This is a genomic window from Leclercia sp. UBA5076 (assembly GCF_002416465.1).
Lineage (GTDB): Bacteria > Pseudomonadota > Gammaproteobacteria > Enterobacterales > Enterobacteriaceae > Enterobacter.
The window spans coordinates 114,824-140,013 of the sequence record NZ_DIAO01000008.1 but is presented as its reverse complement, the minus strand read 5'-3'; the positions used below and the strand labels follow the sequence as shown (position 1 = coordinate 140,013).

21 protein-coding genes, 1 other RNA gene and 1 other annotated feature are annotated in these 25,190 nt (G+C 55.8%); of the genes, 17 read left to right on the top strand and 5 right to left on the bottom strand.

What is annotated here, in order from left to right; genetic code table 11:
- Positions 1-48 precede the first annotated feature (48 nt).
- The 12 genes from rpmI (at position 49) to selO (ending at position 10,089) form a co-directional block, all read left to right on the top strand.
- A complete protein-coding gene (gene rpmI / locus B3X29_RS08040; RefSeq protein ID WP_001124225.1) occupies positions 49-246 on the top strand; it encodes a 50S ribosomal protein L35 in 198 nt (65 codons plus the stop codon).
- Positions 247-296: 50 nt separating this feature from the next.
- A complete protein-coding gene (gene rplT, locus B3X29_RS08035; RefSeq protein ID WP_000124850.1) occupies positions 297-653 on the top strand; it encodes a 50S ribosomal protein L20 in 357 nt (118 codons plus the stop codon).
- Between the two features lie 117 nt (positions 654-770).
- Positions 771-894 (top strand) — a sequence feature (Phe leader region).
- Entirely contained in the window at positions 776-820 is a 45-nt protein-coding gene (pheM, locus tag B3X29_RS08030; RefSeq protein WP_001386830.1) for a pheST operon leader peptide PheM, read from the top strand. Its footprint overlaps the feature before it by 45 nt.
- Positions 895-934: 40 nt before the next feature.
- Positions 935-1,918, top strand: a complete 984-nt coding sequence (pheS, locus tag B3X29_RS08025) for a phenylalanine--tRNA ligase subunit alpha (protein WP_103179306.1) — start codon at positions 935-937, stop codon at positions 1,916-1,918.
- A 15-nt stretch (positions 1,919-1,933) separates the two neighbouring features.
- Complete coding sequence (gene pheT / locus B3X29_RS08020; RefSeq protein WP_159339074.1) at positions 1,934-4,321, top strand: phenylalanine--tRNA ligase subunit beta; 2,388 nt, start codon at positions 1,934-1,936, stop codon at positions 4,319-4,321.
- Positions 4,322-4,325: 4 nt separating this feature from the next.
- Complete coding sequence (gene ihfA / locus B3X29_RS08015) at positions 4,326-4,625, top strand: integration host factor subunit alpha (RefSeq protein ID WP_006820203.1); 300 nt, start codon at positions 4,326-4,328, stop codon at positions 4,623-4,625.
- 101 nt (positions 4,626-4,726) lie between these two features.
- Positions 4,727-5,707, top strand: a complete 981-nt coding sequence (gene btuC, locus B3X29_RS08010) for a vitamin B12 ABC transporter permease BtuC (protein WP_103179308.1) — start codon at positions 4,727-4,729, stop codon at positions 5,705-5,707.
- A 35-nt stretch (positions 5,708-5,742) separates the two neighbouring features.
- Positions 5,743-6,294: a glutathione peroxidase gene (locus B3X29_RS08005; RefSeq protein ID WP_159339073.1), complete on the top strand. Its 552-nt coding sequence runs from the start codon at positions 5,743-5,745 to the stop codon at positions 6,292-6,294.
- Complete coding sequence (gene btuD, locus B3X29_RS08000) at positions 6,294-7,049, top strand: vitamin B12 ABC transporter ATP-binding protein BtuD (protein WP_159339072.1); 756 nt, start codon at positions 6,294-6,296, stop codon at positions 7,047-7,049. The genes B3X29_RS08005 and btuD overlap by 1 nt, the downstream gene beginning before the upstream one ends.
- A gap of 72 nt (positions 7,050-7,121) precedes the next feature.
- Positions 7,122-7,586: an NlpC/P60 family protein gene (locus B3X29_RS07995; protein ID WP_103179311.1), complete on the top strand. Its 465-nt coding sequence runs from the start codon at positions 7,122-7,124 to the stop codon at positions 7,584-7,586.
- 285 nt (positions 7,587-7,871) lie between these two features.
- On the top strand, positions 7,872-8,582 hold the full coding sequence (locus tag B3X29_RS07990; RefSeq protein WP_159339071.1) for an EAL domain-containing protein: 711 nt from the start codon (positions 7,872-7,874) through the stop codon (positions 8,580-8,582).
- A gap of 64 nt (positions 8,583-8,646) precedes the next feature.
- Positions 8,647-10,089, top strand: a complete 1,443-nt coding sequence (gene selO, locus B3X29_RS07985) for a protein adenylyltransferase SelO (RefSeq protein ID WP_159339070.1) — start codon at positions 8,647-8,649, stop codon at positions 10,087-10,089.
- A gap of 33 nt (positions 10,090-10,122) precedes the next feature.
- On the opposite strand, the gene hemP is transcribed toward selO, so the two are convergent.
- The 3 genes from hemP to ppsR form a co-directional block, all read right to left on the bottom strand.
- The gene (gene hemP, locus B3X29_RS07980; protein ID WP_159339069.1) at positions 10,123-10,317 is read right to left on the bottom strand and encodes a hemin uptake protein HemP; all 195 of its coding nucleotides are present in this window, start codon (positions 10,315-10,317) and stop codon (positions 10,123-10,125) included.
- A gap of 199 nt (positions 10,318-10,516) precedes the next feature.
- On the bottom strand, positions 10,517-11,563 hold the full coding sequence (gene aroH / locus B3X29_RS07975; RefSeq protein ID WP_159339068.1) for a 3-deoxy-7-phosphoheptulonate synthase AroH: 1,047 nt from the start codon (positions 11,561-11,563) through the stop codon (positions 10,517-10,519).
- Positions 11,564-11,716: 153 nt separating this feature from the next.
- Positions 11,717-12,550, bottom strand: a complete 834-nt coding sequence (gene ppsR / locus B3X29_RS07970) for a posphoenolpyruvate synthetase regulatory kinase/phosphorylase PpsR (RefSeq protein WP_103179315.1) — start codon at positions 12,548-12,550, stop codon at positions 11,717-11,719.
- A 338-nt stretch (positions 12,551-12,888) separates the two neighbouring features.
- Between ppsR and ppsA the strand changes: the two genes are divergently transcribed.
- The 3 genes from ppsA (at position 12,889) to B3X29_RS07955 (ending at position 19,289) form a co-directional block, all read left to right on the top strand.
- Positions 12,889-15,267 carry a phosphoenolpyruvate synthase gene (gene ppsA / locus B3X29_RS07965; RefSeq protein WP_103179316.1) on the top strand — a complete coding sequence of 793 codons (2,379 nt, stop codon included), beginning with the start codon at positions 12,889-12,891 and terminating at the stop codon, positions 15,265-15,267.
- Positions 15,268-15,503: 236 nt separating this feature from the next.
- A complete protein-coding gene (locus B3X29_RS07960) occupies positions 15,504-16,904 on the top strand; it encodes an MFS transporter (RefSeq protein ID WP_159339067.1) in 1,401 nt (466 codons plus the stop codon).
- Between the two features lie 3 nt (positions 16,905-16,907).
- Entirely contained in the window at positions 16,908-19,289 is a 2,382-nt protein-coding gene (locus B3X29_RS07955) for a glycoside hydrolase family 3 N-terminal domain-containing protein (protein ID WP_159339066.1), read from the top strand.
- A gap of 44 nt (positions 19,290-19,333) precedes the next feature.
- On the opposite strand, the gene rprA is transcribed toward B3X29_RS07955, so the two are convergent.
- An RNA gene (rprA, locus tag B3X29_RS07950) (antisense sRNA RprA) lies at positions 19,334-19,444 on the bottom strand.
- Positions 19,445-19,632: 188 nt separating this feature from the next.
- Entirely contained in the window at positions 19,633-20,745 is a 1,113-nt protein-coding gene (gene ydiK, locus B3X29_RS07945) for an AI-2E family transporter YdiK (RefSeq protein WP_103179319.1), read from the bottom strand.
- Between the two features lie 206 nt (positions 20,746-20,951).
- Here ydiK and ydiJ point away from each other — a divergent pair, with 206 nt between their 5' ends.
- Both ydiJ and menI read left to right on the top strand, forming a co-directional pair.
- Positions 20,952-24,008 carry a D-2-hydroxyglutarate dehydrogenase YdiJ gene (ydiJ, locus tag B3X29_RS07940; RefSeq protein ID WP_159339065.1) on the top strand — a complete coding sequence of 1,019 codons (3,057 nt, stop codon included), beginning with the start codon at positions 20,952-20,954 and terminating at the stop codon, positions 24,006-24,008.
- Entirely contained in the window at positions 24,005-24,415 is a 411-nt protein-coding gene (gene menI, locus B3X29_RS07935) for a 1,4-dihydroxy-2-naphthoyl-CoA hydrolase (protein ID WP_103179321.1), read from the top strand. Before ydiJ ends, menI begins: the two co-directional genes overlap by 4 nt.
- Positions 24,416-25,190 lie beyond the last annotated feature (775 nt).

The following is a 25,190-nucleotide window of genomic DNA, read 5'->3' as shown; positions in this document are numbered from 1 at the left end:
TTCGCCTACGTTTCGTTTATTTAACAATGCGAAGTGGAAGTTATTAAAATGCCAAAAATTAAGACCGTACGCGGTGCTGCTAAGCGCTTCAAAAAAACCGGTAAAGGTGGTTTTAAGCACAAGCACGCTAACCTGCGTCACATTCTGACTAAGAAAGCTACCAAGCGTAAACGTCACCTGCGTCCAAAAGCCATGGTTTCTAAAGGCGATCTGGGCCTGGTAATCGCGTGCCTGCCGTACGCATAAGTCGTTAACGTTTAACTTTTTTAACTTAGAATAGATACAGGAGAGCACACATGGCTCGCGTAAAACGTGGTGTAATTGCACGTGCACGTCACAAGAAAATTTTGAAACAAGCTAAAGGCTACTACGGTGCGCGTTCACGCGTATACCGCGTTGCCTTCCAGGCTGTTATCAAAGCAGGTCAGTACGCTTACCGTGACCGTCGTCAGCGTAAGCGTCAGTTCCGTCAACTGTGGATTGCGCGTATCAACGCAGCAGCACGTCAGAACGGTATTTCTTACAGCAAGTTCATCAACGGCCTGAAAAAAGCCTCTGTTGAAATCGACCGTAAGATCCTGGCTGACATCGCAGTATTCGACAAAGTAGCGTTCACCGCTCTGGTCGAAAAAGCGAAAGCAGCTCTGGCATAAGCCAGTTGAAAGGGGGAGCTCTGCTCCCTCTTTTCGTTTCAACAGCATCAAAACATTGACAATTTTCTGGCGACCCTTTTCAATAGGGCGACAGGTCCCATACCACACAAGGTAACGCAAGCATGAATGCTGCTATTTTCCGCTTCTTCTTTTACTTTAGCACCTGACATCAGGAGGCTAGCGCGTGAAAGACGAAACGGAAAACAGCGCCAGAAAGCCTCCTGATGGAGGCTTTTTTCGTATCTGCCGCTTGTAAATATCGCTACATAACGAGGAAAACCATGTCACATCTCGCAGAGCTGGTTGCCAGTGCAACGGCCGCCATTAACCAGGCCTCAGATGTTGCCGCGTTAGACAATGTCCGCGTGGAATATCTGGGCAAGAAAGGGCAATTGACCCTTCAAATGACTACCCTGCGTGAATTGCCGCCAGAAGAGCGCCCGGCTGCAGGTGCGGTAATTAACGAAGCCAAAGAGCAGGTTCAGCAGGCGCTGAACGAGCGTAAAAACGCGCTGGAAAGCGCTGCGCTGAATGCGCGTCTGGCTGCAGAAACCATCGACGTCTCCCTGCCGGGTCGTCGTATTGAAAACGGTGGTCTGCATCCGGTCACGCGAACTATCGACCGCATTGAAAGTTTCTTCGGTGAGCTCGGCTTTACCGTGGCGACCGGCCCGGAAATCGAAGACGATTACCATAACTTCGATGCCCTGAATATCCCAGGCCATCACCCGGCACGTGCTGACCACGACACTTTCTGGTTCGATGCTACCCGTCTGCTGCGTACCCAGACCTCTGGCGTACAGATCCGTACCATGAAAGAGAAGCAGCCGCCAATCCGCATTATCGCGCCGGGCCGCGTCTATCGTAACGACTACGACCAGACCCACACCCCGATGTTCCACCAGATGGAAGGGCTGATCGTGGATAAAAACATCAGCTTTACCAACCTGAAAGGTACTCTGCACGACTTCCTGAGCAACTTCTTTGAAGAAGATCTGCAGATCCGTTTCCGTCCTTCCTACTTCCCGTTCACTGAACCTTCTGCCGAAGTTGACGTGATGGGTAAAAACGGCAAATGGCTGGAAGTGCTGGGCTGCGGCATGGTGCACCCGAACGTCCTGCGTAACGTTGGCATCGATCCGGAAGTTTACTCCGGCTTTGCGTTCGGTATGGGGATGGAGCGCCTGACCATGCTGCGTTATGGCGTGACCGACTTACGCGCTTTCTTCGAAAACGATTTGCGTTTCCTCAAACAGTTTAAATAAGGGCAGGACAGAACAATGAAATTCAGTGAACTGTGGTTACGCGAATGGGTAAACACCGCGCTCGACAGCGAGGCGCTCTCTAACCAGATCACCATGGCAGGCCTGGAAGTGGACGGCGTTGAGCCGGTTGCAGGTGCGTTTAATGGCGTGGTTGTGGGTGAAGTGGTGGAGTGCGGCCAGCACCCGAATGCAGACAAACTGCGTGTCACCAAAGTGAACGTGGGCGGCGAACGCCTGCTGGATATCGTCTGCGGCGCGCCAAACTGCCGTCAGGGCCTGAAGGTAGCCGTGGCCACCGTTGGGGCGGTACTGCCTGGCGATTTCAAAATTAAAGCGGCGAAACTGCGCGGCGAGCCGTCTGAAGGCATGCTGTGCTCTTACTCTGAGCTGGGTATTTCTGACGACCACTCTGGCATCATTGAGCTGCCAGCAGATGCCCCGATCGGTACCGACCTGCGCGAATACCTGAAGCTCGATGACAACACCATCGAAATCAGCGTGACGCCGAACCGTGCCGACTGCTTAGGCATTATCGGCGTTGCGCGCGACGTCGCTGTGCTGAACCAGACCGAACTGAACGTGCCAGAGATTGCACCGGTTGCTGCCACCATCAACGATACGGTATCGATTCAGGTTGACGCACCAGAGGCCTGTCCGCGCTACCTTGGCCGTGTGGTTAAAGGCATTAACGTTAAGGCGCCTACTCCGCTGTGGATGAAAGAGAAGCTGCGCCGCTGCGGCATCCGCTCCATCGATGCCGTGGTAGATGTGACCAACTACGTTCTGCTGGAGCTGGGTCAGCCAATGCACGCGTTCGATAAAGATCGCATTGAAGGCGGCATTGTGGTTCGTATGGCGAAAGAGGGCGAGACCCTGGTTCTGCTCGACGGCAGCGAAGCCAAACTCAATGCCGACACGCTGGTGATTGCCGACCATGGCCAGGCGCTGGCGATGGGCGGGATCTTTGGCGGCGACCACTCCGGCGTGAACGATGAAACCCAGAACGTGCTGCTGGAATGCGCCTTCTTCAGCCCGCTCTCCATTACCGGTCGCGCACGTCGTCACGGCCTGCATACCGACGCTTCTCACCGCTATGAGCGCGGCGTCGATCCGGCGCTGCAGTACAAAGCGATGGAGCGCGCTACCCGCCTGCTGATCGACATCTGCGGTGGCGAAGCCGGTCCGGTTATTGACGTGACCAGCGAGGCGCATCTGCCGAAGCCTGCGACCATCACCCTGCGCCGCAGCAAACTGGATCGCCTGATTGGCCACCACATTGCCGATGCGCAGGTGAGCGACATTCTGCGTCGTCTGGGCTGTGAAGTAACCGAAGGCCAGGACCAGTGGACAGCCGTTGCGCCAAGCTGGCGTTTCGATATGGAGATCGAAGAAGATCTGGTGGAAGAGGTGGCCCGCGTTTACGGCTACAACAATATTCCTGATGAGCCGGTACAGGCTGGCCTGGTGATGGGCTCCCACCGTGAAGCTGACCTCTCTCTGAAGCGTGTGAAGACCATGCTGAACGATAAAGGCTACCAGGAAGTGATCACCTACAGCTTCGTTGACCCTAAAGTGCAGCAGCTGATCCACCCGGGCCAGGAAGCGTTGATCCTGCCAAGCCCAATCTCCAGCGAGATGTCCGCGATGCGCCTGTCGCTGCTGACCGGCCTGCTGACTACCATCGTCTACAACCAGAACCGTCAGCAGAGCCGCGTACGCATTTTCGAAACCGGTCTGCGCTTTGTGCCGGACACTCAGGCGAACCTGGGTATCCGTCAGGATCTGATGCTGGCGGGCGCTATCTGCGGCAACCGCTATGAAGAGCACTGGGATCTCAGTAAAAACAGCGTTGATTATTACGATCTGAAAGGCGATCTGGAAGCTGTACTGGAACTTACCGGTAAATTGTCTGAAATTGAGTTCCGTGCTGAAGCTATTCCTGCGCTGCATCCGGGGCAAAGTGCCGCGATTTATCTGAAAGGTGAACGCGTTGGTTTCATTGGTGTTGTGCATCCGGAACTGGAACGCAAACTCGATCTCAATGGCCGTACACTGGCGTTTGAGCTGGAGTGGAACAAGGTCGCAGACCGCGTCATTCCTCAGGCTCAGGAGATTTCTCGCTTCCCGGCAAACCGTCGTGATATCGCCGTTGTCGTGGCTGAAAATGTGCCTGCCGCAGATATTTTGGCCGAATGTAAGAAAGTTGGCGTAAATCAGGTAGTTGGCGTAAACTTATTTGACGTGTACCGCGGCAAGGGCGTGGCAGAGGGCTTTAAGAGCCTGGCTATCAGCCTGATCCTTCAGGATACCAGCCGTACACTCGAAGAAGAGGAGATTGCCGCTACCGTTGCCAAATGTGTAGAGGCATTAAAAGAGCGATTCCAGGCATCATTGAGGGATTGAACCTATGGCGCTTACAAAAGCTGAAATGTCCGAATATCTGTTTGATAAGCTTGGGCTTAGCAAACGGGATGCCAAAGAGCTGGTTGAGCTGTTTTTCGAAGAGATTCGTCGCGCTCTGGAAAACGGTGAGCAGGTGAAACTCTCCGGCTTTGGTAACTTTGATTTGCGCGACAAGAATCAACGTCCGGGTCGTAACCCGAAGACGGGTGAGGATATTCCCATTACGGCTCGCCGCGTGGTGACCTTCAGACCCGGCCAGAAGTTAAAAAGCCGTGTCGAAAACGCTTCACCCAAAGCAGAGTGAGATGATCTAACTAAAAAGGCCGCGAAAGCGGCCTTTTTTCTTTGCGCTGCTGTAAACCCACCGTAAAATCAACTACATCTTTTTCCCGCAAAATGATTCCAATGTCTGAATTTGCCCGTCTGCAATACCGTTCCGATCTACGTAAAGTGCTCTTACTGCTGCTGGCGCTGATCACCGCGCTAGGGCTGAGCCTCTGTGCGGGCGAGCAATGGATCGGGCCGCAGTCGTGGTTTACGCCGCAGGGGGAGCTCTTTATCTGGCAAATCCGCCTGCCGCGCACGCTGGCCGTGGTGCTGGTGGGCGCTGCGCTGGCGCTAAGCGGGACAATTATGCAGGCGCTGTTTGATAATCCGCTGGCGGAGCCTGGCTTACTGGGCGTTTCGAACGGGGCGGGGGTCGGGTTGATTGCCGCAGTAATGCTGGGTGGGGGAGCCCTGTCAGGAGGGGAACTGAGCCTCTGTGCCATTGCCGGCGCGCTCATCATTACCCTTATTCTGTTGCGCTTCGCCCGCCGTCATCTCTCGGTGAGCCGTCTGTTGCTTGCCGGTGTGGCGCTGGGCATCATCTGTAGCGCCCTGATGACCTGGGCGGTCTATTTTTCTACCTCATTTGATTTGCGCCAGCTGATGTACTGGATGATGGGCGGCTTCGGTGGCGTGAATTGGGAACAGGGCTGGCTAATGTTGTTGCTGGTGCCTGCCATCGTCTGGGGCTGCTTTCAGGCAGCGCCGCTGAACATCCTGGTGCTGGGCGAAGTTTCTGCTCGCCAACTGGGACTGCCGCTAACCTTCTGGCGCAACATCCTGGTGATCGCCATCGGCTGGATGGTGGGGGTGAGCGTGGCGCTGTCTGGGGCCATCGGCTTTATCGGCCTCGTTATCCCCCATATGCTGCGTCTGTGCGGGATTACCGACCATCGCTTGCTGCTGCCTGCTGCGGCCGTGACAGGCGGCGCTACGCTGCTTATTGCCGACATCATTGCGCGTCTGGCTCTGACCGCGGCAGAGTTGCCGATTGGTGTTGTCACCGCTACGCTGGGAGCACCGGTATTTATCTGGCTATTATTAAAAGCGGGCCGCTAAGGCTGCCACTCTGAACATCAACCTGAGGGAATGTTATGCCGAACGATATTCTGAACACCGAAGTGACGACCATTGATGGAGAAAAGACCACTCTGGAAAGCTACAAAGGCAAAGTGCTGCTGGTGGTTAACGTGGCCTCTAAATGCGGTTTGACGTCCCAGTATGAGCAACTGGAAGCGATGCAAAAGGCGCGGGAAAAAGAGGGGTTCAGCGTGCTGGGCTTCCCTTGCAATCAGTTCCTCGGCCAGGAGCCAGGCAGCGAAGAAGAGATCAAAACATTCTGCAGCACAACCTATGGCGTGACCTTCCCGATGTTCAGTAAAGTGGATGTTAACGGTGAGAACCGCCATCCGGTTTATCAGAAGCTGATTGCGGCAGCACCGACCGCCCTGGCGCCAGAGGGCAGCGGTTTTTATGAACGTATGGCCAGTAAAGGCCGCGCGCCGCTCTCGCCGGAGGACATCCTGTGGAACTTCGAGAAGTTCCTGATCGGTCGCGACGGGAAGGTGATCCAGCGCTTTTCACCGGATATGACGCCAGACGATCCGGCCATCACCTCTGCGGTTGAAAAGGCGCTGGCCAGCTAATGACCGTCCTGATGCAGCTCAGCGCCGTAGCGGTGAAAGGGCGGCTGGGCCCGCTCGATAGCACCGTCAATGGTGGGGAGATCGTGCATCTTGTCGGGCCGAACGGTGCCGGGAAAAGCACGCTGCTCTCCCGTATGGCGGGTTTAACCGGTGGTAAAGGGAACATTACCTTACTGGGGGAACCCCTTTCGCGCTGGTCTCCCGCCTCGCTGGCCTGCCGCAGGGCATATCTGGCGCAGCAGCAAACTGCGCCGTTCGCTATGCCGGTCTGGCACTATCTGACGCTGCATCAGCATACCAACCCGCAAAAGGGGCTGTTAAGTGACGTGGCAGCGATGCTGGGTATTGAAGATAAGCTGTCCCGAAACGTCAGTCAGCTTTCGGGGGGAGAGTGGCAGCGTGTGCGGCTGGCAGCGGTGATCCTGCAAATCCATCCCCAGGGCAATCCCCACGGTCAACTGCTGCTGCTGGATGAACCCATGACCAGTCTCGATGTGGCCCAGCAGGTAGCGCTCGACAGAGCATTGAGCGCACTTTCACAGCAGGGGGTTGCGGTAGTCATGAGCAGCCACGATCTCAACCATACGCTACGCCACGCGCATCGCGTCTGGCTGCTGAAGCGGGGGCAACTCATTGCCAGCGGGGCGCGTGACAGCGTGCTGACGCCGCCGAATCTGGCGAAAGCGTATGAGATGTCTTTCCGCCGCCTGGACATCGAAGGTCACAGAATGATCATTTCGACGTCACAGGAATAACCGCTTGTTGCACAGCGACATATTCACAGGCTAAATTACAGAAAATTCAAAAAATCAGAGGATTCATCGGGAATGCGATTCTGTTTTCTCCTGGTAGCCGCGCTATTTCTTGCAGGATGCAGCAGCCATCGCGCACCGCCGCCCAACGCGCGGCTGTCTGATTCTATCGCCGTAATTGCCGGTCTTAACGATCAACTCCATAGCTGGGGAGGCACGCCTTATCGTTACGGCGGCATGACCCGTGGTGGGGTGGATTGCTCGGGGTTTGTCCTGCTGACCTTTCGCGACAAGTTTGCCCTGCAGTTGCCGCGAGAAACGCGCCAGCAGGCAACTATAGGCACCGAAATTGATAAAGACGATCTGTTACCGGGCGATCTGGTGTTCTTCAAAACCGGCTCCGGAGAGAGCGGCCTGCATGTCGGGATCTACGATACCGATAATCAATTTATACACGCCTCGACCAGCCGCGGTGTAATGCGTTCGTCTCTCAACAACGTTTACTGGCGCAAAAATTTCTGGCAAGCCCGGCGTATTTAACCCCGTCGCGCCAGGCGGGCGCGACGCAGCATAATTTTTAAATGAGATTCGTTTTAAGGCTTAATTTACCGGGAGGCCAGAGGTCTGAATTAATTTGATGCAATTCTGGTAGTTAAGCTAAACTGGCTATTAAGCAGCAACCAGGATAAGATTATTTCAGGGCTAAGGAAAATCCGAAAATTAAAAGGAACGAATGAATTTATTCCTATTAAAATCCATAAGGTTGAATTGCTTCAGCACATGTTTCAGGATGTCATGTATCGTCTTTAAATCAGGACGGATGCCATGATTGTGATGCTGGATATTGCGTACCAAACAGAATTTTTATTAGTCCCTGCGCGCCATGACTCAGGAGCGCTTAAAGGACTTGAAATAAACGTCAACTTTGTTGGCGTTAACAACCAGGTGCGCATACCTACCGAGCTGGTGCGGCCTATGCTAACCCCTGCACAGGAGTTGATGCTGTTTCAGGAGCAGCTCGCCTTGCTTGAAACCTGCAAGCTCTTTTTTATTCAGCATCAGCTCATCGCCTGGATAAATATCTCCCCGGTTATCGTTGAATACCTGTTAACAGAAGACGAAGGTGTTTCAATATGTGAACGATATCCATGGCTGGAGTTCACCATTTATGAGAACTACCCTGACCTTAATAAAGGTAATTTAAATAACACGCTAATGAATTTTGCGCTGCGCTTTCCGCTGGTGTTGGGTAATTTCGGAACCGGGGATGCGTCAACCAAAGCCATTTTTGATGGCATGTTTAAACGCGTGGCGCTGGATAAAAATTTCATTCAGAATCATCTTACTGAAAATACCTTCGATCCTTTTTTACGGGCTATCTTTGCCCAGATATCGCCGTACTGTCAGTCGCTGATGGTGGCGGGGGTTAATGATGATATCGCCTTGCAACGGCTGTCGGTTTACGGCTTCAGTGCCATGCAGGGCAACCTCTGGCCTGCCGTTCCCCTTGAGCGGATCACGTCCCTGGTGCAGTGATAACCTTGGTCTTAACCGGTGTTTAACATCTGACAAACCCACTACACTAAAAGCAGGAGGACCTATGACCCTGTCTTTTACCGCGCACTGGCATGATGAACTACCTGGTTTTTACACGGCACTGAAACCCACGCCCCTGAACAATGCCCGTCTAATCTGGCATAACACGGCGCTGGCAGACGAACTGGCAATCCCGGCCTCGCTCTTTCGCCCTGAACAGGGCGCTGGCGTCTTTGGCGGCGAAACGCTGCTGCCGGGCATGCAGCCGCTGGCGCAAGTCTACAGCGGGCACCAGTTCGGCGTCTGGGCCGGACAACTGGGTGACGGGCGGGGGATCCTGCTTGGCGAACAGCAGCTTGCCAATGGCCAAACGATGGACTGGCACCTGAAAGGGGCCGGGCTCACGCCATACTCGCGTATGGGCGACGGTCGCGCCGTGCTGCGCTCCACCATCCGCGAAAGCCTGGCTTCCGAGGCGATGCATGCCCTGGGCATTCCCACTACCCGCGCACTGTCGATTGTCACCAGCGATACCCCCGTCGCGCGTGAAACGATGGAGCAGGGAGCCATGCTGATCCGTGTTGCCCGGAGCCATGCCCGTTTCGGCCATTTTGAACACTTCTACTATCGCCGCGAGCCGGAAAAAGTCCGCCAGCTGGCAGATTTTGTTATTCGTCACTACTGGCCGCAGTGGCAGGACGAGGCCGATAAGTACTTTCTCTGGTTCCGCGACGTGGTGGCGCGTACCGCATCCCTGATCGCCAGCTGGCAGACGGTGGGCTTTGCTCACGGGGTAATGAATACCGATAACATGTCGATTCTCGGGCTGACTATCGATTATGGCCCATACGGTTTCCTCGATGACTATCAGCCGGGTTATATCTGCAACCACTCCGACTATCAGGGGCGTTACAGCTTTGATAACCAACCTGCTGTCGGGCTGTGGAACCTGCAGCGTCTGGCCCAGTCTCTGTCGCCGTTTATTGACGTTGAGGCGCTCAACGACGCGCTGGATAGCTATCAGGAGGTGCTCCTGCAGCAATACGGCAAACTGATGCGCCGCAAGCTGGGGCTGATGACCGAGGAGAAGGGCGATAACACCATCCTGAATAACCTGTTTGCGCTGATGGCCCGGGAAGGCAGCGACTACACCCGCACCTTCCGCATGCTGGGGCAAACCGAGCAGCAGAGCCCCGCTTCGCCGCTTCGCGATGAGTTTATCGACCGTCAGGCCTTTGATGACTGGTTTGCGTCTTACCGCGCGCGCCTGCAGCAGGAGAATGTTGCCGACGATGTGCGTCAGGCCCAAATGAATGCCGTCAACCCGGCGATGGTGCTGCGTAACTGGCTGGCGCAGCGGGCGATCGAGCAGGCCGAAAAAGGCGATTACGCTGAGCTTCACCGCCTGCATGAGGCCCTGCGGACGCCGTTTGCTGACCGTAACGATGACTATATCAGCCGCCCGCCAGACTGGGGCAAGCGGCTTGAGGTGAGTTGCTCAAGCTAACGCGTGAGAATACCGGCTGCGGTGGCGAAGGGATTATTTTGTGAGGATGAGTTTTCCGGCATGTGTCTGGCGCAACAGGTAGTGCTGACCATGATGCTCAATGATGACGCGTCCCTCTTCGCCCAGCAGCTGTTTACTGTCGATACGGCGATCGGTCGCCTCCGTGGCTGGCGCGGTTTTGTCTTCATGACGGGTAAGCGTTGCTGCACTGTTATCCATAGGTGACATATAATTTTTTAAAATAGCAATCAATGTAACATTGATAAGCATTATCGATAAACTGACCGGTCCAGCAACTCTTTTTGTGAGAAAAGGTGAGAGGCTTGAGAGATGCGACCTGAAAAAAAGCCCGGTGGTGCTTAACTTACCGGGCCTACGGAAGGGGTTTGTAGGCCGGGTAAGGCGTAGCCGCCACCCGGCGCAGGTGCTAAAAGCGTGAGTCCACCGCCGCCGCCAGTTTATCCAGCAGCACTTCAGTATCTTCCCAGCTCAGGCAAGGATCGGTGATTGACTGTCCGTAAGTAACAGGCTGGCCGACCACCACTTTTTGCGTACCTTCGCGCAGGAAACTTTCCGCCATCACCCCGGCAATGGCGCTGGAGCCGTTGCGGATCTGCTGGCAAACCTCGTCGCAGACGTCGAGCTGGCGACGGTGCTGCTTCTGGCAGTTACCGTGGCTGAAATCCACCACCAGCTGTTCCGGCAGGTCGAACTCGCGCAAGGTATCGCAGGCTTCCGCGATATCCTGGGGATGATAGTTTGGCTGTTTGCCGCCGCGCATAATGATATGGCCGTAGGGGTTGCCGCTGGTCTGATAGATGGTCATCTGACCGTTCTTGTCCGGCGACAGGAACATATGGCTGGCGCGGGCGGCGCGGATGGCATCTACCGCGATGCGGGTATTGCCGTCGGTGCCGTTTTTAAAGCCCACCGGGCAGGAGAGCGCCGAGGCCATTTCACGGTGGATCTGGCTTTCGGTGGTACGGGCGCCAATCGCCCCCCAGCTGATGAGATCGGCAATAAACTGCCCGGTCACCATATCGAGAAATTCAGTGGCGGTAGGCACGCCAAGTTCGTTGACCTGCAATAGCAGTTTACGTGCCAGCTGGATGCCGTGATTGACCCGGTAGCTGCCGTTTAAATCGGGGTCCGAGATCAGCCCCTTCCAGCCTACCACCGTGCGCGGTTTCTCAAAGTAGGTACGCATCACGATCTCCAGTCGTGACTGCTGTTTATCCCGGAGTCCTTTCAGGCGCTGGGCGTAGTCCATCGCTGCGTCGAGATCGTGAATAGAGCAGGGACCGACAATCACCAGCAGGCGGCGATCGTCCCCGTTAAGGATTTTTTCAATACGTTTTCGTGACGTTGTCACGTGTTCGGCTACTGTCGCAGAAACAGGGTACCGCTGGGCCAGCTCTGCTGGCGTCACCAGGCTATCGATACGCGCTGTGCGCAGTTCATCGGTTTTATTCATGGTATTTCTCAGAATGTAGTGCTTCATCGGTAACTTACCGGGAAGTGATGGGCATCACCTTAAACCAATCCCCGCTGATTTCAAGTGCAGGGCACAGACGTGCCCTGTAATGGGGAGCGAGTATAAAGGATTATGAACCAATGTACTAGCCTGTTAGTACATGCGGCGATTCAGGCCCATAATATCGAGAATTTTGGTGGCGATCTCTTCGACCGAATAGTTGGTGCTGTTCAGACACGGAATATTGTTTTTTCGGTACAGGGCTTCGACTTCAGCCACCTCCATACGGCACTGGCGCATCGAGGCGTAGCGGCTGTTTTCCCGGCGCTCTTCACGGATGGCCGCCAGGCGTTCCGGGTTAATGGTCAGACCAAACAGCTTATGTTGCAGGGGTTTTAACGCTGCCGGAAGCACCAGATTATCCATGTCATCGGCGATGAAGGGGTAGTTGGCGGCGCGGATCCCGAACTGCATCGCCAGATAGAGGCTGGTAGGGGTCTTACCGCAGCGCGACACCCCGAGCAGAATGACCTGGGCCTGATCGAGATTACGCAGCGAAATGCCGTCGTCATGGGCGAGAGTGTAATCGATGGCGGCGATACGCGCGTCATATTTAATGATGTTCGCCGGGTTCAGGCCGTGGGTGCGGTGCGCCACCGGGGTGGGGTCCAGCTTCATCTCCTGTTGTAGAGGGGCCACCAGCGCCTGGACGATATCCTGGCAAAAGCCTTCGCTCTGCAAAATGATCTGGCGAATCTCCGGGATGACAATCGAATAGAAGACCAGCGGGCGCACGCCGGTCTGCTGAAAAATGGCATCGATTTGATCTTTCACCGCTCTGGCGCGGCTCTCGTTTTCTACAAACGGCAGGGTGATGCTGTTAATGGAAACCGGGAACTGCGACATGACTGCGTGGCCCAGTACTTCGGCGGTGATGGCCGTACCATCGGAAATATAAAAAACGTGGCGATCGACAGCATTATCCATTTTGCACACTCGGTATATCAGATGTAATTGACTGAAAGCATAAATTAAAAAAGTAAAATACAACAGGCAATGTAGGCCGGAAAATAAAAATGAAACGCTATTTTTATTTTAAATGAAAGGGGTGTTTCATTTTTCAAAATCACCCTAAAGTCTGAGTATTTTTGTGGGAATCCATAAGAATCATTAGGTTAGCATTTAAGCGGGAAGAGTCTGAAAAGCTAAAAAATAAATGTGCTTACACGATTCACCGTTTTTTTAGCGCGAATAAATATGACAGTATAAATACGCAGTAAGGAACTTCTCAAAACCCGTTCATATATCATAAAAGGATTGTTTCGATGTCCAACAATGGCTCGTCACCGCTGGTGCTTTGGTATAACCAACTCGGCATGAATGATGTAGACAGAGTTGGAGGCAAAAATGCCTCCCTGGGTGAAATGATTACAAATCTGTCCAGTATGGGTGTCTCCGTACCGAATGGATTTGCTACCACCGCCGATGCTTTTAACTATTTTCTGGATCAAAGCGGCGTAAACCAGCGCATTTACGAACTACTGGATAATACGGACATTGATGATGTCTCCGAGCTTGCAAAAGCCGGGGCTCAGATCCGCCAGTGGATCATCGACACACCTTTCCAGCCTGAACTGGAAAAAGCCATTCACGACGCCTACAACCAGCTTTCCGCTGACGATGCGCAGGCCTCCTTTGCCGTGCGCTCCTCTGCGACCGCAGAAGATATGCCAGATGCCTCCTTCGCCGGACAGCAGGAGACCTTCCTCAACGTGCAGGGCTACGATGCGGTGCTGGTGGCGGTAAAACATGTGTTTGCCTCCCTGTTTAACGACCGCGCAATCTCCTATCGCGTGCATCAGGGTTATGACCACCGTGGCGTTGCGCTCTCGGCGGGCGTGCAGCGCATGGTGCGTTCAGATCTGGCCTCATCAGGGGTGATGTTCTCTATTGATACCGAATCGGGTTTCGATCAGGTGGTCTTTATCACCTCTGCCTGGGGTCTGGGCGAGATGGTGGTGCAGGGTGCCGTCAACCCTGACGAATTCTATGTTCACAAGCCAACCCTGGCTGCGGATCGCCCGGCTATCGTGCGCCGTACCATGGGGTCGAAAAAGATCCGCATGGTTTACGCCCCAACCCAGGAGCACGGCAAGCAGGTTCGCATTGAAGATGTGCCGCAGGAACAGTGCGATCGCTTCTCGCTGACCGATGCCGAGGTGCAGGAGCTGGCGAAGCAGGCGGTGCAGATTGAGAAGCACTATGGCCGTCCGATGGATATCGAATGGGCGAAAGACGGTAACACCGGCAAACTGTTCATCGTCCAGGCGCGTCCGGAAACCGTCCGTTCCCGCGGCCAGGTGATGGAGCGTTACACCCTGCATGCCCAGGGCAAAATCATCGCTGAAGGCCGTGCCATCGGCCACCGCATCGGCGCAGGCCCGGTGAAGGTTATCCACGACATCAGCGAAATGAACCGTATCCAGCCGGGGGACGTGCTGGTAACAGACATGACCGACCCGGACTGGGAACCGATCATGAAAAAGGCCTCGGCAATTGTCACCAACCGTGGCGGTCGCACCTGTCACGCGGCGATCATCGCCCGTGAGCTGGGTATTCCGGCGGTCGTCGGCTGTGGTGACGCCACGGAACGTATGAAGGACGATGAGAACGTCACCGTCTCCTGCGCCGAAGGCGACACCGGTTATGTCTACGCGGAGCTGCTGGACTTCAGCGTGAAGAGCTCCAGCGTGGATACCATGCCGGATCTGCCGCTGAAGATTATGATGAACGTCGGCAACCCGGACCGGGCGTTTGACTTCGCCTGCCTGCCAAACGAAGGCGTTGGCCTGGCGCGACTGGAGTTCATCATCAATCGTATGATCGGGGTTCACCCGCGTGCACTGCTGGAGTTCGACGACCAGGATCAGAAGCTGCAAAAAGAGATCCGCGAGATGATGAAGGGCTACGACTCGCCGAAAGAGTTCTACGTTGGCCGTCTGACTGAAGGGATTGCGACGCTGGGTGCGGCATTCTTCCCGAAACGCGTCATCGTGCGTCTCTCCGACTTCAAATCTAACGAATATGCCAACCTGGTGGGCGGCGAGCGTTATGAACCAGAAGAAGAGAACCCGATGCTGGGCTTCCGTGGCGCCGGTCGTTATGTCTCTGACAGCTTCCGCGACTGCTTTGCCCTGGAGTGCGAGGCGGTAAAACGCGTGCGTAACGATATGGGGCTGACCAATGTTGAGATCATGGTGCCGTTCGTGCGGACCGTGGATCAGGCGAAAGCGGTCATTGACGAACTGGCGCGTCAGGGGCTGAAGCGCGGCGAGAACGGGCTCAAAATCATTATGATGTGTGAGATCCCGTCCAACGCCCTGCTGGCAGAGCAGTTCCTGGAACACTTCGACGGCTTCTCTATCGGCTCGAACGATATGACGCAGCTGGCGCTGGGTCTGGATCGCGACTCCGGCGTGGTTTCCGCGCTGTTTGATGAGCGTAACGAGGCGGTTAAAGCGCTGCTGTCGATGGCCATCCGCGCCGCGAAGAAGCAGGGTAAGTACGTGGGTATCTGTGGTCAGGGCCCGTCCGACCATGAAGACTTTGCCGCATGGCTGATGGACGAGGGGATCGACAGTCTCTCCCTCAACCCGGACACCGTGGTACAAACCTGGCTGAGCCTGGCCGAACTGAAAAAGTAACATTCAGCTTCTGCACGATAAAAGGTGAGGATATTGATCCTCACCTTTTTTATTTCCCCCGAGACTTGCTCTCCATCACAAATAAATCAAAAAACTAAATATCATAATTTGTCTGTTAATTTAGACAATTGTTAGCGGGCAAAGCGTTGCTAATAATTGAGCCTCGAATGCGCACGAATCTGATTCTTGCGCAGCTGGTTGAAATAATTTTAACCTGATAAAAAGGCTCATTAAAAATGACAATTTCCTCTGTATTGAGTACGAAGGATAAAATAGGCTATGGATTAGGTGATATGGCCAGCGCGCTGGTTTGGCAAACCGCGACGTTATTTTTGGCCTACTTTTATACCGATGTTTTTGGCCTGCCTGCGGCCATTATGGGTACCATGTTTTTAGTCGTCAGGGTGGTGGATGCCTTTGTCGATCCCTGTATTGGGGCGCTGGTCGATCGCACCCAAACCCGCCACGGTCGTTTTCGCCCCTGGCTGCTCTGGTTCGCCATTCCGTTTGGCGTCAGCTGCCTGATTACCTTCTATGTTCCGGACGTAGGCGCCACGGCAAAAATTATCTATGCCTGCGTAACCTACGCTATTTTAAGCCTTATCTACTCCGCCATTAACGTGCCTTACTGCGCAATGCCCGGCGCTCTGACGCTGGATCCGCGCGAGCGCCACTCCCTGCAATCCTGGCGTTTTGGTTTGTCGTTTATCGGCGGTCTGATCGTCACGGTTATCGCCTTACCGCTGGTCTCTTATTTAGGCAATGATAACGTTCAGAAGGGCTATTTTTATGCCATGAGCCTTATGGGGTTATTAGGCATTATCTTATTCTTCTGCTGTTTCTTTATGACCCGCGAACGTTATTCTCCCCGTAATGACACCTCGGGCTCAATGCTGACGGATTTAAAACTGCTGGCCGGAAATAGCCAGTGGCGAATCGTTTTTCTGTTCAATATTCTCCTGCTTACCGCGGTGGTCACGCGTGGGTCAGCAACGATGTATTACGTGAAATATGTTCTGCTGCGCCCCGAACTGATTTTTGCCTTTATTGTCTCTGGGATGGTGGCTTCGCTGAGTGGCGCCTTATTATCCGAACGCCTGCTGGGTAAATTTGACCGGGTTCGCGCTTATCAGTGGACCATTATTACCTTCGTTATTTTTGGCACGCTGATTTTCTTCATTCCGCCCTCCCAGGTCTGGCTGATCTTTGGTTTGAATATCATCTTCAGCTTCATACAAAACCTGACCACGCCGCTCCAGTGGACCATGTTCTCGGACGTGGTGGACTACGAAGAGCATCGCAGCGGTCGCCGACTCGACGGGCTGGTGTTCTCTACCGCGCTGTTCGCCATCAAATTTGGTCTTGCGCTGGGCGGTGCCGTGGTGGGCTGGGTGCTGGGGATGGTGGATTACGCGCCGGGAGAGGCCACCCAGGCCCCGCACGTGCTCTCTACGATCAACGCCTTGTTCACCCTGATCCCCTGCGGCCTGTTTATTTGCATGGTGCTGCTGCTGGCTGTCTACAAGCTCAACAGCCGACTGGTGGATACCATTGCGCGTGAACTCGCCAGCAAACGTGAAACCCGTAACGAGGCAGGGCACCTCAGCCCGGCAATTCATTCCGCAACTCAGGAGTAACTGATGACTGCTATTTACAAGGATGCGGGCCGTCCCGTGCAGGAGCGCGTCGCCGACTTACTGGCGCGCATGACCCCGGAAGAGAAATTTGCCCAGATGCACGCTTACTGGCTGATCCTCGATGAGAACGGCAACCACCGTGAGCGTAGCGATTTGAGCGATGAATTTGCCGGCGTAAGTGAACAGGCCGCCCTGAGTGAACGCCTGAAGCTGGGCGTCGGGCAGATCACCCGTCCGCTGGGCACCCACATTGTTGATGCCAGAACCGGCGTGCGCGCCGCTAACCGTCTGCAACGCATGATGATGGAGGAGACGCGGCTCGGTATACCGGCGCTGTTCCACGAAGAGTGCCTGGTGGGGCTGCTGTGTAAAGACGCCACCCTGTTTCCCTCCTCACTGAACTACGGTTCAACCTGGGATCCGGCGCTGGTGCATCGTGCCGCTGAACAGATAGGTAACGAGGCTCGTTCGGTTGGCTGCCAGCAGGGACTGGCACCGGTGCTGGACGTCTCCCGCGACGTGCGATGGGGACGAACAGAAGAGACCTTTGGCGAGGACCCGTGGCTGGTGGGGGTGATGGCAACGGCATATGTGAAGGGCTTGCAGGGCGATAAGCGCGATCTGCTGGCGACCCTCAAGCACTATGTTGGCCACTCCTTTAGCGAAGGGGCGCGCAACCACGCCCCGGTCCATCTTGGTTTCAGCGAACTCAACGACACCTTCCTGCTGCCTTTTGAGATGGCGGTGAAGCTGGCGAATGCCGGGTCAGTGATGCCGGCTTATCACGATATTGATAATCAACCCGGCCACAGCGACCACTTCCTGCTCACCACCGTGCTGCGCGAGCAGTGGGGCTTTGACGGCATCATCGTGGCGGATTACGGCGGCGTGAGTCTGTTGCATCAGCACCATGGTGTGTCTCACGATGCAGCCGAATCGGCCGCGCTGGCCTTTAACGCCGGGCTGGACGTCGAACTGCCAAAAGATGACTGCGCCCGGCATCTGGCCGGGGCGGTGGAGCGGGGCCTGATGGCCATGGAGAAAGTGGATGAGATCGTCGCCCGCATACTGACCGAAAAATTCCGCCTTGGGCTCTTTGAACATCCCTATGCCGACGAAAACGCCATCGATCTGCAAAGTGACGAGACTCGCCGGGTGGCCCGCGAGGTGGCGACGCGCTCGCTAACCCTGCTGGAGAACCGCGGCGTTCTGCCTCTCTCCGGTAAACCTCGCGTGGCGGTGGTCGGGCCCACGGCGGACGATCCGCTGGCGCTGTTAAGCGGCTACAGCTTCCCGGTCCATTTGATCATCAGTGACATGGTGGAAGAGACCGCTCAGGTGACCACCCCGCTGCAGGCACTGAAGCACTACCTGGGCGAGGCCCACGTTCAGTATGCGCAAGGGTGTCATATCATCGAAAAACGTATGGCGGGGGCCCCGGTTTTCCCGGGGGACAGCAGCGGTAAACCGATGCAGCAGTCGCCGGTTTCGCAGGATACCCAGCTCATCCCGCACGCTGTGCGGGTCGCCAACGACAGCGATGTGGTGGTGGCATGCGTGGGGGACCTGGCGGGCCTGTTCCAGAGCGGCACCGTGGGTGAGGGCTCGGATACGGACAGCCTGAATCTGCCCGGCGTACAGCAGCAGTTGCTGGAGGCGCTGGTGGCGACCGGCAAACCGGTGATCGTGGTGATGACGGGAGGGCGGCCATACAACCTGCAGGGGCTGGAAGATCGCGTAGCGGCCCTGATGATGGCCTGGGCGCCGGGTCAGGAAGGCGGCTGGGCCATCGCCGATGTACTGACCGGGCGGGCAGAGCCACAGGGCAGGCTGGTGGTCAGCGTACCGAAAAGCGCGGGGGCAATGCCTTTCTACTACAACCACAAGCTGAAAAGCGGCGGTACGCCGTTCGCCTTCCACTTTGGGGCTCGCTATCCCTTTGGCTATGGCCTGGGCTGGACGACCTTCAACTGGGGAGCCGCGCGGCTGGCTGAGAGCAGGGTGCCCGTCGACGGCGAGGTGAGGCTGAGCATCGACGTGAAAAACAGCGGCGAGCGCAGCGGGAGCGAAGTGGTCCAGGTTTACGTCCGGGATAAAGTCGCCAGTCAGGTACGGCCTTTGCAGGAGCTAAAAGCCTTCCAGCGCGTCACCTTGTCTCCTGGTGAAAGCGCCACGTTCACCTTTACGCTGCCAGTGGATCTCTTCAACTTTACGCGGCGGGACGGCAAACGCGTTGTCGAACCGGGTGAGTTTGAGCTGCAGGTTGGGGCATCGTCGGCGGATATTCGCGAGGTGGTCACTGTCGAGGCGACGGGCGACACCCGGGTATTACCTTGCGAGTGGCGTATGGTGAGTCACTGCACGGTTGAGAAGAGCGCGAGCTAAGGTGCTGTAAAGGCGGGAGTCTTTTCTCCCGCCTGGTTTGCAGGATAAAAAAAAGCCCATCGTGGGAGATGGGCAAAGACTACACACAGCAATTCGTTGTTTCACTCAGGGGATTTCCATGCTTATAAATCAAGGTGTTGTTGATTCATAACCGTGACCTAATAGTAGGCATAGGGAATTTTTGCGTCGATCAGATTCGTCTCAATAGTTTAAAAAGCATGAAGAATTTATGAAGTAGATTGAAGGAATTACGCGCAGGAAAGGCTTTAGCAGCGCTTAAGGGAAACCCAATTGATAAGTGGAGCTTAACATTCTGGTGGGCGAACCCACCAGAACGGGAGCGTTACTTTTTGACCTCGTCCGTTTCGTTAAGGGAGGCGAGCAGGACAGCAGGATCGGTCGGCGGCAGCGGGACCTCGTGCACCCACGCAGAGAAGAGTCGCCAGGAGACGGCCAGCAGCACCGGTCCGATAAACAGACCGATCATCCCAAAAGCAATCAGCCCCCCAATAACGCCGGAGAGGATCAGAATCAACGGCAGGTCGGCACCCATGCGAATCAGAATCGGGCGGATGACGTTATCCATCGTGCCCACCACGCAGCTCCACACCAGCAGGAAGGTGCCCCAGGTGGTATCGCCGCTCCAGTAGAGCCAGACAATCGCCGGGACCAGAACCAGCAATGGCCCCAGCTGCATCAGGCAGGTTAACAGCATCAGCACCGTAAAGAGGGTGGCGTAAGGCACCCCGGCGATCGCCAGACCCACACCGCCCAGCACCGACTGCACCAGAGCAGTCACCACCACACCTAAAGCCACGGCCCGCACGGCCTGCGCCGCCAGCAGCATCGCCGCGTCGCCGCGTGTCGAGGCCAGACGGGTGGCGAAATGGCGAACGCCCAGCGCTACCTGCTCGCCGCGCCAGTAGAGCAGGGCGCTGAACAGCAGCATCAGCACGCAGTGCACGACGAAGCGGCCAAGATGGGCGGCGGTACCCACAAACCAGGTGGTGGTGGCGCCAATATAAGGCCGTACTTTCGCCATAATCGCGCTGCCGCCCATATCCAGCAGGTTATGCCAGCCGGCATAGAGTTTATCGCCAATCAGGGGGATATCGTTGAGCCAGGCCAGCTCCGGCAGCGTCATATCGCCGCTGGTGACACTGCTGATAAGCGGGCCGCTGCCGTCAACCAGGCTATTAACCAGCAACGCGACAGGAATGACAAAGAGCAGGACCAGGAGCAACGTCATCACCAGCACCGCCAGCGTCCGGCGACCAAACAGTAAGCGTTCAAGACGAATAAATAGCGGCCAGGTGGCGATAACCACCGTTCCTGCCCAGGCAAAACCGAGAATAAAGGGTTGAACAATCCACAGACACGCAATAATCATGATTGCCAGAAACAGCACCGACAGCAAAACTTGTGCAACGTCCCTGGGCTGGTGTCGATTGACCATAGATGAAATTTACCTTTTGAGAACACCGGCAAACCGGCGAGAACATAAAACCGCATCACTACAATCATTAGTGATTTCAGCCATTTTTAACAGGCAGATTCTGCCTGTAATTCTGTCGGGCGGATACGTTTAAAATGTGATACAAAATGTGAGACACAACGCAAACGATTATCTACAACTCTTAAGATTGGGCAGGGTCGACAGTAATGATCCCACAAATTTCTCAGGCACCCGGCGTCGTTCAGCTGGTGCTTAATTTTTTGCAGGCACTGGAGCAACAGGGTTTTACCGGCGATACCGCCACACGTTATGCCGACCGGCTGACCATGGCGACCGACAACAGTATCTACCAGCTACTTCCCGATGCAGTCGTTTTTCCCCGTTCTACCGCTGATGTGGCGCTCCTGGCCCGTGTGGCCTCCCAGGAGCGTTTCGCTTCGCTGATTTTCACCCCTCGCGGCGGCGGCACTGGCACCAACGGCCAGGCGCTTAACACGGGGATCGTCGTCGATATGTCCCGCTACATGAACCGCATCATTGAGATCAACCCGGAAGAGGGTTGGGTGCGGGTGGAAGCCGGGGTGATTAAGGATCAACTCAATCAGTTTCTGAAGCCTTACGGCTATTTTTTTGCCCCGGAGCTGTCGACCAGTAACCGGGCTACTCTCGGCGGGATGATCAATACCGACGCCTCGGGACAGGGCTCGCTGGTCTACGGTAAAACCTCCGATCACGTTCTCGGCGTGCGGGCAGTTCTGCTGGGCGGCGATATTCTTGATACCCAGCCTGTGCCGGTTCAGCTTGCCGAAACGCTCGGCAAGGACAACACCGCCACCGGGCGCATCTACCGCACCGTGCTGGAACGCTGCCGCGATAACCGCCAGCTGATTATTGATAAATTCCCGAAACTGAACCGCTTCCTGACCGGTTACGATCTGCGTCATGTCTTTAATAACGATCTCAGCCAGTTCGATTTGACCCGTATCCTCACCGGCTCAGAAGGGACGCTGGCCTTTATCACTGAAGCGCGTCTCGATATCACCCGCCTGCCAAAAGTGCGCCGCCTGGTGAATGTGAAGTACAACTCCTTCGACTCTGCGCTGCGTAATGCGCCGTTTATGGTGGATGCCCGGGCGCTGTCTGTTGAGACCGTCGACTCAAAAGTGCTCAACCTGGCGCGGGAAGATATCGTCTGGCACTCGGTGAGCGAACTTATCACTGACGTGCCCGATAAAGAGATGCTGGGCCTGAACATTGTTGAGTTTGCTGGCGATGACGCAGCGCTTATCGAAAGCCAGGTCGCTGCCCTGTGCCAGCGGCTGGACGAACTTATCGCCCGGGGCGAGGGCGGGGTGATTGGCTGGCAACTGTGTAACGATCTCGCTGGCATCGAACGTATCTATGCGATGCGTAAAAAAGCGGTGGGGCTGCTGGGCAACGCCAAAGGGGCTGCCAAGCCGATACCGTTTGCTGAAGACACCTGCGTGCCGCCGGAGAACCTGGCGGACTATATCGTGGAGTTCCGCGCTCTGCTCGACAGCCACGGCCTGAGCTACGGCATGTTCGGCCATGTCGATGCCGGGGTGCTGCACGTGCGCCCGGCGCTGGATATGTGCGATCCGCAGCAGGAGATCCTGATGAAGCAGATCTCCGATGAGGTGGTGGCGCTCACCGCCAAATATGGCGGCCTGCTGTGGGGCGAGCACGGGAAGGGCTTCCGCGCAGAGTACAGTCCGGCCTTCTTTGGCGAACAGCTCTATGGCGAGCTGCGCAAAATCAAAGCGGCCTTTGACCCGAACAACCGCCTCAACCCCGGTAAAATCTGTCCGCCGGAGGGTGTCGATGCCCCGATGATGCAGGTGGATGCGGTCAAGCGTGGCACCTTTGACCGCCAGATCCCGATAGCCGTGCGCGCCTCCTGGCGCGGGGCGATGGAGTGTAACGGCAACGGCCTTTGCTTTAACTTCGATGCGAAAAGCCCGATGTGCCCGTCAATGAAGATCACCAGCAACCGCATTCACTCGCCGAAAGGACGTGCGACGCTGGTGCGCGAGTGGCTGCGCCTGCTGGCCGAACGCGGCGTCGATCCGCTTGCGCTGGAGAAAGAGTTGCCGGAGAAACGCGCCAGCCTGCGCACCCTTATCGATCGCACCCGCAACAGCTGGCATGCGCGTAAAGGGGAGTACGACTTCTCCCACGAGGTGAAAGAGGCGATGTCGGGCTGCCTGGCCTGTAAAGCCTGCTCTACCCAGTGCCCGATTAAGATCGACGTGCCGGAGTTCCGCTCCCGCTTCCTGCAGCTCTATCACAGCCGGTATCTGCGCCCGATGCGCGATCACCTGGTCGCGACGGTGGAGAGTTATGCCCCGCTGATGGCCCGCGCGCCGCGCACCTTTAACTTCTTTATTAACCAGCCGCTGGTACGGAAACTTTCCGAGAAGCATATCGGCATGATCGACCTGCCGCTGCTCTCCACGCCCTCCCTGCAGCGTCAGATGGTCGGCCACCGCTCAGCCAACCTGACCCTCGAGCAGCTTGAGGCGCTGAGCGCAGAGCAAAAAGCGAAAACGGTGCTGGTGGTGCAGGATCCCTTTACCAGCTATTACGATGCCCAGGTGGTAGCGGACTTTATTCGTCTTGCCGAGCGGTTAGGCTACCAGCCGGTGCTGCTGCCGTTTTCACCGAACGGCAAGGCGCAGCACATCAAAGGTTTCCTCAACCGCTTTGCGAAAACCGCGCAAAAAACCTCGGATTTCCTTAACCGGGTGGCGCAGCTGGGTATGCCGATGGTTGGGGTCGATCCGGCGCTGGTGCTCTGCTATCGCGATGAGTACAAGCAGACCCTCGGTGACAAGCGCGGCGACTTCCACGTCATGCTGGTACATGAGTGGCTGCCGACGATCCTCGATGCGCAACCCGCCCAGGAGACCAGCGGCGAGGCGTGGTATCTGTTCGGACACTGTACAGAAGTAACCGCATTGCCGGGCGCGCCAGCACAGTGGTCGGCCATCTTTGCCCGTTTTGGCGCGAAGCTGGAGAGCGTCAGCGTTGGCTGTTGCGGCATGGCCGGAACCTACGGGCACGAGGTGGTGAACCATGCGAACTCGCTGGGGATCTATGAGCTCTCCTGGCACCAGGCGATGCAGCGCCTGCCGCGCAACCGCTGCCTGGCGACCGGCTACTCCTGCCGCAGCCAGGTCAAACGCGTCGAGGGCAACGGCGTGCGCCATCCACTGCAGGCCTTACTGGAGATTATGGGATGATCTGGAAACGGGCTGTCACGTTACAGGCGTTAAACGCCATGGGCGACGGGAATATGGTGGGGTTGCTGGATATCCAGTTTACCCGTATCGGCGAGGATGAACTGGAGGCCACTATGCCGGTCGACAGCCGCACCCATCAGCCCTTTGGGCTGCTGCACGGCGGTGCGTCGGTGGTGCTGGCCGAAACCCTGGGCTCGGTGGCGGGCTATCTCTGCACCGAAGGAGAGCAGAAGGTGGTGGGGCTGGAGGTGAATGCCAACCATATTCGTTCCGTGCGCAGCGGCCGGGTGCGCGGCGTCTGCCGTGCGCTGCATGCTGGCTCACGCCATCAGGTCTGGGAGATTGAGATCCTGGATGAACAGAATCGCTTGTGCTGCTCGTCGCGGCTGACTACGGCTGTGATCTAAAGCGAAAGGCAGCAAAAGCGGCCTTTTTTCTTTTTTATCACCTTGAAAAAGGGGGACTTACTGGCGGGCCGCAAGAAATGTTAATTCGTGCGTCAAGGTTTATGAGATTATTCCTATGCTCCTTCAAGAGCTAAGCCATATTGAGTGCCGGAGATAAGCGCCGGATGGAGCGAGAAGCCCTTAAGATTACTTCTGGTAGTCTTAAGGGCTTTCTTTTTTCTGCATTCAGTAATCGTTGTTAATGTCCTGCATGGCAGACAGGATAACCAGACCGGTTATGACGACGGCAACGATGGCGATGGTCACAACTGCAATGAGCATTTTCCCCTCCGTATGCTGCCCTTTTGCCGAAGCATAGCGCACCCGGCGGCGTTCGCCTCACCCTTCCGACTGAGATTCAGAATACGCTTACAAAAAGAAAAACCCTGCTGGGGCGCAGGTTTGCCTGTTGGCCTAAAGTACCCAAATAAGGTCATGCCTCAATCCTGGAGAGCCTGGCTCACCTGGCACCGCCCTTCAGGAGATCCTCTGTCCTTGCGTCTTATCTATCTGGCTATTCCAAAAATAGGCATTTTCTATACATATTTTAACTTTTGACCATTATGGTCGATTTGTTCTGTTAATCATCAAGATTATCAAGAGATTAAACAATCTTCGTCAGGCCTGTTAAGCCTGTCATCAGGGTCTATGCTTAATAAAAGTATGCAAAAAGGGCGATTAAGCCGAATGCCCCTGCAAGTGAGGGGTTGAAGTGATAATCATTATCACTAACATG